Origin of the sequence: Flavobacterium sp. LS1R10 (assembly GCF_003968825.1) — a bacterium.
GTDB lineage: Bacteria > Bacteroidota > Bacteroidia > Flavobacteriales > Flavobacteriaceae > Flavobacterium.
The window spans coordinates 204046-215630 of sequence record NZ_RYDH01000003.1; the positions used below are offsets into that span (position 1 = coordinate 204046).

Consider the following 11585-nt stretch of genomic DNA (forward strand, 5'->3'; position numbering starts at 1 on the left):
ATGATTTCATAAAAAAATCCGATTTGTATGAACAAATCGGATTAATAAATCTGAAATCAAAAATTGTTAATTTACAATCTACAAATGTATTACCTCACCATACGCATCAGCAACCGCTTCCATAACCGCTTCACTCATGGTTGGGTGTGGGTGAATTGATTTTAAAATTTCGTGTCCTGTAGTTTCCAGTTTACGCGCTACAACTGCCTCAGCAATCATATCGGTAACTCCGGCTCCAATCATGTGACATCCTAACCATTCTCCGTATTTAGCATCAAAAATTACTTTTACAAAACCATCTGGTGTACCGGAAGCTTTTGCTTTTCCGGAAGCTGAAAATGGGAATTTACCAATTTTTAATTCGTATCCTTTTTCTTTAGCTTGTTTTTCAGTCAAACCTACAGAAGCAATTTCAGGAGTGGCATAGGTACAGCCCGGTACGTTTCCGTAATCGATAGGTTCCACGTGTAATCCTGCAATTTTCTCCACACAATTGATTCCTTCGGCAGAAGCTACGTGTGCTAGTGCTTGTCCTGACGTAACATCACCAATAGCGTAATAACCCGGAATGTTAGTTTGGTTGTAAGCATTTACCAAAATTTTATCTTTGTCAGTAGCGATTCCTACTTCTTCTAATCCTATGTTTTCAATGTTTGTTTTGATTCCAACAGCCGAAAGTAAAATCTCAGCTTCTAACACTTCTTCTCCTTTTGCTGTTTTTACATACGCTTTAACACCTGCTCCAGTGGTATCAATTTTCTCAACAGAGGAGCTAGTCATAATTTTGACACCTGCTTTTTTCATAGAACGCTCCATTTGTTTCGAAATGTCTTCGTCTTCAACAGGAACTACATTAGGCATAAATTCTACAATAGTTACCTCGGTTCCCATAGAGTTGTAGAAATGTGCAAACTCTACTCCAATCGCTCCAGAACCAACGATAATCATTGATTTTGGTTGTGTTGGTAATGTCATTGCTTGACGATATCCTATTACTTTTATACCATCTTGAGGCAAGTTTGGCAATTCACGAGAACGTGCTCCAGTAGCGATAATGATATGATCTGCACTGTATTCAGTAATTTTATTGTCTTTGTCCGTAACATCAATTTTTTTTCCTGGTTTTAGTTTTCCAAAGCCATCAATCACATCGATTTTATTTTTTTTCATCAAGAATTGAACCCCTTTGCTCATTCCGTCAGCTACGCTGCGACTGCGTTGTACAACAGCAGGGAAGTCTTTATCAAATGATGAAATAGTCAATCCGTAATCAGAAGCGTGTTTTAGATAATCAAAAACCTGAGCTGATTTCAGCAACGCTTTCGTCGGGATACAGCCCCAATTCAAGCACACACCACCTAAATTTTCTTTTTCGATTACGGCTACTTTAAAGCCTAATTGTGATGCTCTAATAGCTGTAACATAACCACCTGGACCACTTCCTAAAACTATAATATCGTATTTCATTTTTATGTGTTTTTCTTATTTAATTGATTGGGCGAATTTAAGGATTTATTCTGTTTTGAGAAAGTTTCAAACTAATAAAGTAGCAAACTAACTAATTTTCAAGAAAACATCTTTGTTTTGAACAAATTGCAGAAGTGTAAATCGATCTTTGTTTTTGTAACTGCTATTCCTTTGCAGCAAAAACTAATTTGCTACCGAAAACTGAGAATCATACAAATTCTTGTAATACCCACTTTCGCGGTTGATTAATTCCTGATGCGTTCCTTGTTCTACAATCAGTCCTTTGTCCATTACCACAATTTTATCAGCATTGACAATCGTGGCCAAACGGTGCGCAATCACAATCGAAGTTCTGCCTTTAGTAATGGTTTCTGTAGCACGCTGAATCAATTCTTCAGAGTAGGTGTCAATCGATGAAGTAGCTTCATCCAGAATCAAAATACTTGGATTACTCACATACGCTCTCAAGAAAGCAATTAATTGACGCTGACCGGAAGAAAGCATAACGCCGCGTTCCTTCACGTCAAAATCATAATTATCCGGTAAGCTCATGATGAATTCATGGACGCCAATATTTTTGGCTGCAGCCAAAACCTGTTCCCGATTAATTTCAAGATTATTCAAGGTGATGTTGTTGAAAATAGTATCGGCAAAAAGGAAAACATCCTGCAATACTACGGCAATTTGTTTACGTAAGGAACCTAAAGTGTAATTCTCAATATTGTGATTATCGATGTAAATAGAGCCACTGTTGATTTCGTAAAAACGATTCAGTAAGTTAATGATCGTAGATTTTCCGGCACCTGTAGACCCTACGATGGCAATCGTTTGACCGGCACTTACCTCCAGATCGATTCCTTTTATTACTTCTTCATCCGCAATATATCCAAAACGGACATTCTTGAATTCGATATCTCCTTTAAAAATTGGAGCTTCTATAATTCCGGTATCCTGAATTTGATCTTCGGTGTCTAAAATGTCAAAAACACGGTTTGCCGCAATCATTCCCAGTTGCATCTCGTTGAACTTATCAGCAATTTGGCGCAACGGGTTAAACAACATTCCAATGAACATTGTATAGGAAAATAAATCCCCAAAAGTGGTAAAATTATCTCCGTTCAAGATCTTGATGCCGCCATATAGTACAATAAAACCAAGGGTTAAGGACGAAATGATATCTGCAATAGGAAAAAATATGGAGTTATACAGAATGGTTTTTATCCACGCTTTTTTGTGCTTGTCATTGATATTTTTGAATTTGTTGTATTCAATTTTTTCACGATTAAAGAGTTGTACAATCTTCATTCCTGTCACACGTTCCTGAACAAATGAGTTCATGTTAGCGATTTGATTTCGTACTTCTTCAAAAGCGACTTGCATTTTACGCTGAAAAATTCGGGTAAAATAAACCAAAATGGGCATTGCAATAATTACGATCCAAGTCAGTTTCCAGTTCATGTAAAACATGAAAATCAGTACTACGAACATTTTCATCAAGTCACTGATAATCATAAACAAACCCTGACTGAAAATACGAGCAATGGATTCTATATCCGAAACCGAGCGTGTCACGAGCTGTCCTACGGGAACGTGATCAAAATATTTCATTCGGAAACTCAAAATGTGTTGAAACAGTTTTGTCCGAATGTCTTTTACAATATCTTGACCGAGCCAGTTTGCCCAATACACAAAGTAAAACTGCGAGAATACCTCCAGCAATAGTACAATTCCCATCAGGATCACATACAATAATAATCCCTGTTGGTCTTGGGTCGAAATGTAACCATCTACAGTTTGTTTCAATAAATACGGGCGCAATGCCGCAAATACTGATAGCGAAACGGCAAAAATAATCACTCCGTTAAAACGCCATTGATAGGGTTTAGTAAATTTTAATATTCGTTTGAATAATCTAGTATCAAATGCTTTTGCTTTCATGTTTTTTGGAGCTGTTTCCTGCTATTCGTTGCAATCTTTTATGTTTTTAAAGAAAAACATAAAAGGATTTTCACTACTATCAGGGCTATTGCGTAATGTAATCGTAATCTATTTTGGTTAAATACAAACCATGTGCCGGAACCGAAAAACCAGCTTTATCTCGGTTTTTACTTTCTATGATGGCAGTAAAATCAGCCAGTGTACTCTTGTGTAATCCTATATTTACTAATGTTCCCACAATGGAACGAACCATATTGCGTAAAAAACGGTTGGCAGAAATGGTAAAAATCAAATTGCCGTTTTCTTGTTTGTCTGCGCCCTGTTCAGCTGTGCCTCGAGTCCAATATGCTTCAAAAATAGTGCAGTCAAAGGTATTTACATCTGTGTTGACTTTTGAAAAACATTGAAAATCAGTGTGATTGAATAATAGTTGCGCCGCTTCATTCATCAAATCAATATCTAATTTTTGATGGAAATACCAACTTTGTTCTTGCAAAAAAACATCTTTGAATGTATTGATGTGATATTCATAGGTTCTTTTAGTGGCATCAAAACGAGTGTGCGCTTCATCGTGAACCGGTATAATGTCATAAATAACAATGTCTTTGGGTAAGTAGGAGTTGAGTTTGTGCAGTAAACTTGGAATATCAATTGGTGTTTCAAAATCAAAATGGGCATACATTTCTTTGGCGTGAACCCCGGAATCCGTTCTACCGGCGCCCATAAGATTGATGGTTGTGTTCAATAGCACCGAAAACGCTTTGTTCATCGTTTCCTGAACAGAGGCAGCATTGGGTTGGTATTGCCAGCCGTGATAATGGGTTCCGCTGTATGCTAATTTGATAAAATATCTCAAGTGAATTTTTTTGAAGCCACAAAGATACTTATTAATTTTTTTGCCACGAAGTTGCCAAGGTGCAAAGTTTGTTAAGTTTCGATTTGATTTTTTATTTGGAATTCGAATGTTTATTTTTACCACAAAATCGTAGCCCAGATTACTTCACTAAACTTTTATTTTCATAGGAGTTCAGTGAATGTAAATATTTGTAGTGGAAATCCTTTATTGTTTTTTCTTTAAAAACAATAAAGATTGAAACGGATAGCTGGACACGAGCGAAGCGAACTGGCGAAGCAAATTGCTTCAGATTACTTCGTACCTCTTAATGACACTATAAATATGAAAAAAATACTTTTGCTTTCTGACACGCACAGTCATATTGATGATACCATTTTGAAATATGTTGCATTGGCTGACGAAGTTTGGCATGCGGGTGATATAGGCGATTTGGCCGTGACTGATGCGATACAAAAGCTGAAACCGTTGCGCTGCGTGTATGGAAATATTGATGATGCAACGGCGCGACTGGAATTTCCCTTACACAACCGTTTTATGTGTGAAGGCGTTGATGTTTGGATTACGCATATTGGTGGTTATCCGAGGAAATACAATCCCAATATTAAAGCTGAGTTGGAAGCCAATCCGCCAAAATTATTTATTTGTGGACATTCTCACATTCTAAAAGTCATATTCGATAAAAAACATAATTTATTACACATGAATCCTGGTGCGGCAGGAAAAAGTGGTTTTCATCAGGTGCGAACGATGTTGCGTTTTGTGATTGAAGGAGACAAAATCAAAGATTTGGAAATTATTGAGATTGAAAAACGGGTCTGATTATTTTTTTTTGATAGGTGATGGGTACTATTATTTTTATGGTTGTACCGAAACCTATTTTGGAGTTTATGACAATAGTTCCTTTCAGATTATTGATTCGGGCTTTGATTTGGTTGATGCCAAAACCTTCAAGGATATGAAATTTACTAGAATCAAAACCTTGGCCATTATCCATAACATTGACATTCAGAAAATCATTATCTTCGTGAATGCTTAATTCTGAACGTGTTGCCTGACTATGTTTTATGGTATTGTTGAGGAGTTCCATAATTATGAAATAAATTTTAATTTCGAAATCTTCATCATAACGGGTTTTTCGATCTACGGAACTTGCGTATTCAAAGTACAGAATGGAATTGGAGTTTTTTTCACACAAATCGTCTAATGCATCAAATAATCCAAAACGGGCTAAAAGCGAAGGCATCAGTTCGTGGGATAAATCCCGTACTTGATCGTGTGCCTCTTCAAGAATAGCCTTAGTTTTTATGATTTCTTGTGCTGAATATTGATTTTTAGAGGTATACGCATGAAGATGTAGTCCTGCTGATGAAAGTAAAGCACTAATGTTATCATGCAAAAATGCCGCAATTTTTTTTCGTTCTAATTCTTGTCCGTTAATGGATGCGTTGATCATGTTTTCCTGAACTTTGCTTTGTAAGTCCTTTAGTTTGTTTTTTTGTTTTAGTTGTGTGTTTTGAGAATAGAAGTAAAAAAGGATGAAAAATAGCAGTAGAACAGCAATTAGTACAATCACAATTTTTTTATTTCTGGATTGTTCTTGCAGTAAAAAAAGTTGTTTTGTTTTATATTCTGTTTCGATCTTGTCGATTTCTCTTTTGTACTCATCAATTTCAAGGTTTATGCCAGCAACATTCGCTTTATTGTGTTTTTCTTGGTCGTTTAGTTCCCCAGTAATTGTATTATATCGGATTAAATTTTTATAGGCATTTTTATAATCATTGTTTTTCAATAAAAATTTAGAAAACTCTAGGTGGGAATATGATAAATCAGATTTTTCAGTTCCTTTAATTCCTTTTTCAATTGCTTTTTGGAAAAAATAATGGGCTTTTTTAGTGTTGTTTGTATGGCTATGATACATGCCGTTGAGCATATTTAAAGCTACAATTGTAGACTCGTCTCCATGTTTTTTGTGGTGTTTGTTGATGTAGTTTAAATAGGGAAGCCCTTCTTGATAGCGATCATTGTCGAAATAGGCCCACGTCAAATTGAGTTTTGTAAATATAATTTGTGCTGAATCTTTTGTTTTAGTGCTGTAATGCAGTGATTTTTTATAATAATAAATTCCTTTTTCATATTGTTTTTTATCAAAGCAATAGATATTTCCTAAATTATTGTTTAACCAATTTTTTAAAACATCATTATTAGTTTTATTAGCGTATTCCAGTCCTTTGTTGTAGTAGAAAAAAGCTTTGTCAGATTCCGATAATTGATCAAAATTAGCAGCAATGGTATTATAAGCTCTTGCTATCAGGTTGTTGTCCTTGATTTTGATTGCTTGGCTCAAAGCAAGTCTCGATTGTATTAAGGACTTCTCGTAATTACCAGCTTTCATATGCTGATTAGCTTCTTTTGCTAATGTTAGAGCTTCCTTTTTTGGAGTTTCTTTCTTTTGAGCACAAACAAAACTACCAGTGAGGTTCAATAGTAAAACTAAGACTATAGCAATTTGTTTCTGAGGCATAAATAATTGAATAGATTGGTTATTTCTGGTTTTTTAAATCCGCCTTATTTTTCAAAATAAACTGACTTTAAATCAGGATTAAATTGGTTGGTTTTCTTTTTTTTAATTAAAAAAACAGCATTTAAGTTTCATCTAAATTCATTCAGGATTTGATTAATTTATTTTTAAGGGCATATTTCACTAGGCTTATAGAGTTTTTTGCGCTGAGTTTTTTCATTATGTTTTTGCGATGGGTCTCTACGGTATTAACACTAATAAATAATTGATCACTGATTTCTTTGCCGCTATATTCTAATGAAATCAGGATTATGATTTCCAGTTCTCTTTCGGTTAAAAGTGAATTTGGACTTGGGACTTGTTTGTTTAGTTTTGGATTGTCTTTAGTTACGGTACTGAATATTTTTTCTCTAACAGATTTACTAAAATATTCTTCACCATTAGTAACCGCTAGAATGGCTTCAACTATATTTTCTCCGGCACATTTCTTAGTTAAGTAACTGCTGCAGCCTAACTTCATGACCTCTTTTATTATTCGTAAGTCATCATAACTGGACAAAATGATAATCTTACATGGAAATCCTTTTTTAGCAAATTCTTTGAGGACCTCAATGCCGTCTTTTTCCGGCATGTTAATGTCTAAAATAAGAATGTCCGCTTTATTATTAGTGACTTCCTCATAAATATTAGTGCCGTTTAAGGAATATCCCACTACTTCAAATGTAGGGATTGTGTGTAATAAAGTTCTAATTCCATCAATAAGAATTTGATGGTCATCAGCAAGATGAATCCGTATTTTTTCTGCCATGTTGTAATTATCAGATCCAAATTTATAAAAAATATTCAGCTAAATTTTAAATTATAAGGTTTTTATTGCATTGCAGATATAAAAAAACCCGAATTGTTACATTCGGGTTTCCTTCGCACTAATAAACTAAAATTTATAGGTTTACCTCAATCTGTCCACAGATTTTACAAGATCCTCATCCTTTTTGATTGCTTTATTGGCCAAAACCAATAATACGATAGCAGCTACAGGAAGAAACATCCCAATACCTTTCTCCGAAACAGCAGGTGTTTCTCCAGATAGATTTAGTGAACGATATACAAACAATCCTAATAAAATCAAATTTAATATGATATTCAATCTGCCAATAACAAACTGATTTTGTCTTTTTTTATAGGAAACAATACTAAATAAAGTCAACGTAGTACTCAATCCCAATAGTATAGTATACACTTGACTTTGCATAAAATAAAATGCCTTACCGGTATCCATTGTCCATAATGGAATAAAAAACAGTAAAATACCTGTTACTACAAATACGAGTAGTAAATAAATGGTTTGAATTCTTTGTATCATTTGTTAAATATCTACCACAAAAATATATTTTCTTTTTTATAAATACTATTGTATCATTAAATTTTATTCGTAATATTGCATCATAATACCGTAAGCACTTCATACTGCGGTTGATTCATTTTAATGTTTACTACCTATCTTTTACATTATTTTCAAAATTAATTAAACTCCTAGAACATTCATGTTTAATATTTCTGCATTAAAAGAAATGAAGCTTTCTGAGCTTCAAGAAATAGCTAAATCAGCTAAAACCATAAAATTTAACGGTGTAAAAAAAGAGACTTTAATCAGTCAGATTTTAGCGCATCAAGAGGCTAACGTTGATTTAACATTAGAGACAAAAACCAATAGTAATCTGGAAGAGGATAAACCAAAAAGAACCAGAATACTGCCTGTAAAAAAAGTTGCTATTCAAAAAACGATGAAAAATTCATTTTTTGAAACCGAAGAAAATTTGACAGCATCTTCTGTTTCCGTTGAAGACCATTCTGTTGAAATATTGCCAGTTGACAAAGACGACGATTCCTCTTCTGTTCAGGAACTTGAATCCGGAGCTAAAAAAATAGGAAAGGTGATTAAGTTTAATAAGTCAGCGTACGAGAAAAAAATTGCTTTAAAAAAGGATAAGGAAGAAGGAAAAGAAACAGCAAAAGAGACTGATACAGTTGTAGATATAACTACACAGGAGAAAGAAGAAGTTTCAGCTCCGGTTAAAAAAATAAATCCAAACCAATTACACAAACAAAATCCTAATCCAAGTCAAAATGGAAATGGGAATCAAAATCCAAACTTCAAAAACAAAAAAAATAATTTTGCTGCTTCTGATTTTGAATTTGATGGAATTATAGAAAGCGAAGGTGTGCTGGAAATGATGCCGGACGGCTATGGTTTCTTGCGTTCTTCGGATTACAACTATTTAGCGTCGCCGGATGATATTTATTTGTCGACTTCTCAAATCAGATTGTTCGGTCTTAAAACCGGAGATACTGTAAAAGGTGTAGTTCGCCCACCAAAAGAAGGAGAGAAATTTTTTCCATTAGTTCGGGTTTTAAAAATAAATGGACACGATCCTCAAGTGGTTCGCGACAGAGTTTCATTCGAACATTTAACGCCTGTTTTTCCATCAGAAAAATTCAAATTGGCAGAAAAACAAAGTACGATTTCAACACGAATTATCGATTTGTTTTCACCAATAGGAAAAGGACAACGCGGAATGATTGTGGCGCAGCCAAAAACAGGTAAAACCATGTTGTTGAAGGAAATTGCCAATGCTATTGCGGCCAATCATCCTGAAGTATATTTGATTGTTTTATTGATCGATGAACGCCCGGAAGAGGTTACGGATATGCAACGTAGTGTGCGTGGTGAAGTAATTGCTTCTACTTTTGACAGAGAACCACAAGAGCATGTTAAAATTGCGAATATCGTTCTTGAGAAAGCAAAAAGATTGGTTGAATGTGGTCACGATGTAGTGATTCTATTGGATTCCATTACACGTTTGGCCAGAGCGTATAATACGGTTCAGCCTGCTTCAGGTAAGGTGTTAAGTGGTGGTGTGGATGCAAATGCATTGCAAAAACCAAAACGTTTCTTTGGAGCTGCCCGTAATGTAGAAAATGGGGGTTCGTTGAGTATCATTGCTACTGCATTGACTGAAACCGGCTCGAAAATGGACGAAGTTATTTTTGAAGAATTTAAAGGTACTGGTAATATGGAATTGCAATTAGATAGAAAAATTGCTAATAAACGTATTTTCCCAGCTATCGATTTGACTTCTTCTAGTACCAGACGTGACGATATGTTATTAGATCAAAAAACATTGCAAAGAATGTGGATCATGAGAAAATACCTTTCGGATATGAACCCAGTAGAGGCGATGGATTTCATCAATGATCGTTTCAAGAAAACCAAGAATAATGAAGAGTTTTTAATCTCAATGAATGATTAGGGATATTAAAAGAGAATAGAATAAACAAAACAGATAACACATAAAAAAATCCTCGATTTATTCGAGGATTTTTTTTTGAATTCTAGAATCTTAAATCTAGATACTATATTATTTCTTTTTGTACTCTTTTTTCTTTCTGTTCTGAGCTTTCTTTACGTTCTAATAAAGCCATATAAAATCCATCAAAACCTGACTCTGAAGCCAATATTTTTTGGTCTTTAATAAAATTGAATTGTTTTCCAATGTCAGTTGTCAGGAAACGAGCAATTTGATCTTGATTTTCGGAGGGTAGTATAGAACAAGTAGCATACACTAATTTTCCGCCGGGTTTTACAATTTTAGAATAGCTTTCTAAAACTTCCGATTGTACCTTACGGATGTTGTCGATGAATTCCGGTTTCAATTTCCATTTAGCGTCCGGATTTCTTTTCAGAACGCCTAAACCACTACAGGGTGCGTCAATCAAAACACGGTCTGCTTTTTCGTGTAATTTTTTGATGATTTTTGTAGAGTCAATAATTCGGTATTCAATATTGAAAGCGCCGTCTCTTTTGGCTCTGATTTTTAATTGCTTTAATTTGCTTTCATACAAATCCATAGCAATTAATTGTCCTTTATTTTCCATCAAAGAAGCAATGTGCAACGTTTTTCCACCAGCACCTGCGCAGGTATCCACAATACGCATTCCTGGTTTTACATCAAGAAAAGCAGCCACTAATTGGGAGTTGGCATCCTGAACTTCAAAGAAACCTTGTTTGAAAGCATCAGTCAAGAAAACATTGGCTCTTTCTTTTAAAACCAAAGCATCTGGTTGATTTTTTAACGTTTCTGTTTCAATGTTTAAATCCATCAAAATAGCACGCAGCGCTTCTTTGGTTGTCTTTAGCGTATTTACCCTTAAGATTACTTTAGCAGGCTGGTTTTGAGCTGTAATTTCAGTTGCCCAAACTTTTTCGCCTAGTTCCTTAACTCCTAATTCGTCCATCCAGTCCGGAATAGATTCTTTTAAAGCTCTCACTTTTGAAAGTTCGTCAAAACGTCCTTTTATTTTTCGTTCTGGAGTGCCTTCCAGCTGTCGCCAATCCGGAATAGGATAGCCTCTTAATACGGCCCAAACAGAAAACATTCTCCAAAGATTATCTCTGTCAAAGGGCTCTTTTACTTCGGCTATTTCTGCGTATAATCTTTTCCAACGCACAATTTCGTAGATGGTTTCGGCAACAAACTTTCTATCAGAACTTCCCCAACGTTTGTCTTTTTTTAAAGATCGGGCAACTACTTTATCCGCATATTCTCCTTCGTTAAAAATGGCGTTCAAAGCGTCTATTGTTGTGTAAACTAAATTTCTGTGTAATCTCATTTTAAATAATTGAGGTGCAAAGGTACTATTAATTGATTGAATGTTATATTTTAAATAATGAATGTTGTTTTTAAATTTTTCGACATAAAAAAACACTGTATTATTACAGTGTTTCTTGGAGGATTAAAAAAACAG

At 34.8% G+C, this 11585-nt stretch carries 9 protein-coding genes; 2 read left to right on the forward strand and 7 right to left on the reverse strand.

Features of this window, described 5'->3' with window-relative positions:
- Positions 1 to 78 precede the first annotated feature (78 nt).
- The 3 genes from lpdA to truA form a co-directional block, all read right to left on the reverse strand.
- On the reverse strand, positions 79 to 1467 hold the full coding sequence (lpdA, locus tag EKL96_RS08050; RefSeq protein WP_126455845.1) for a dihydrolipoyl dehydrogenase: 1389 nt from the start codon (positions 1465 to 1467) through the stop codon (positions 79 to 81).
- A 183-nt stretch (positions 1468 to 1650) separates the two neighbouring features.
- On the reverse strand, positions 1651 to 3405 hold the full coding sequence (locus EKL96_RS08055; protein ID WP_126455847.1) for an ABC transporter ATP-binding protein: 1755 nt from the start codon (positions 3403 to 3405) through the stop codon (positions 1651 to 1653).
- A gap of 85 nt (positions 3406 to 3490) precedes the next feature.
- Positions 3491 to 4261 (reverse strand): tRNA pseudouridine(38-40) synthase TruA, encoded by a 771-nt coding sequence (gene truA / locus EKL96_RS08060; protein ID WP_126460598.1) that lies wholly within the window; start codon positions 4259 to 4261, stop codon positions 3491 to 3493.
- A 321-nt stretch (positions 4262 to 4582) separates the two neighbouring features.
- Here truA and EKL96_RS08065 point away from each other — a divergent pair, with 321 nt between their 5' ends.
- Complete coding sequence (locus tag EKL96_RS08065) at positions 4583 to 5080, forward strand: metallophosphoesterase family protein (RefSeq protein WP_126460601.1); 498 nt, start codon at positions 4583 to 4585, stop codon at positions 5078 to 5080.
- Here EKL96_RS08065 and EKL96_RS08070 read toward each other — a convergent pair.
- The 3 genes from EKL96_RS08070 to EKL96_RS08080 all read right to left on the reverse strand — a co-directional run bounded on the left by EKL96_RS08070 (position 5055) and on the right by EKL96_RS08080 (position 8142).
- Positions 5055 to 6782, reverse strand: coding sequence for a tetratricopeptide repeat-containing sensor histidine kinase (locus EKL96_RS08070; protein WP_126460604.1), 1728 nt, complete (start codon positions 6780 to 6782; stop codon positions 5055 to 5057). The two genes, EKL96_RS08065 and EKL96_RS08070, sit on opposite strands and share 26 nt — an antisense overlap.
- Before the next feature lie 142 nt (positions 6783 to 6924).
- Positions 6925 to 7587 carry a response regulator gene (locus tag EKL96_RS08075; RefSeq protein WP_126460607.1) on the reverse strand — a complete coding sequence of 221 codons (663 nt, stop codon included), beginning with the start codon at positions 7585 to 7587 and terminating at the stop codon, positions 6925 to 6927.
- 141 nt (positions 7588 to 7728) lie between these two features.
- Entirely contained in the window at positions 7729 to 8142 is a 414-nt protein-coding gene (locus EKL96_RS08080; protein WP_126460610.1) for a DUF4293 domain-containing protein, read from the reverse strand.
- A 181-nt stretch (positions 8143 to 8323) separates the two neighbouring features.
- On the opposite strand from EKL96_RS08080, the gene rho reads away from it, so the two are divergent.
- Positions 8324 to 10090, forward strand: coding sequence for a transcription termination factor Rho (rho, locus tag EKL96_RS08085; RefSeq protein ID WP_126460613.1), 1767 nt, complete (start codon positions 8324 to 8326; stop codon positions 10088 to 10090).
- A 103-nt stretch (positions 10091 to 10193) separates the two neighbouring features.
- On the opposite strand, the gene EKL96_RS08090 is transcribed toward rho, so the two are convergent.
- Positions 10194 to 11450, reverse strand: coding sequence for an RsmB/NOP family class I SAM-dependent RNA methyltransferase (locus tag EKL96_RS08090; protein ID WP_126460616.1), 1257 nt, complete (start codon positions 11448 to 11450; stop codon positions 10194 to 10196).
- Between the last annotated feature and the right edge of the window lie 135 nt (positions 11451 to 11585).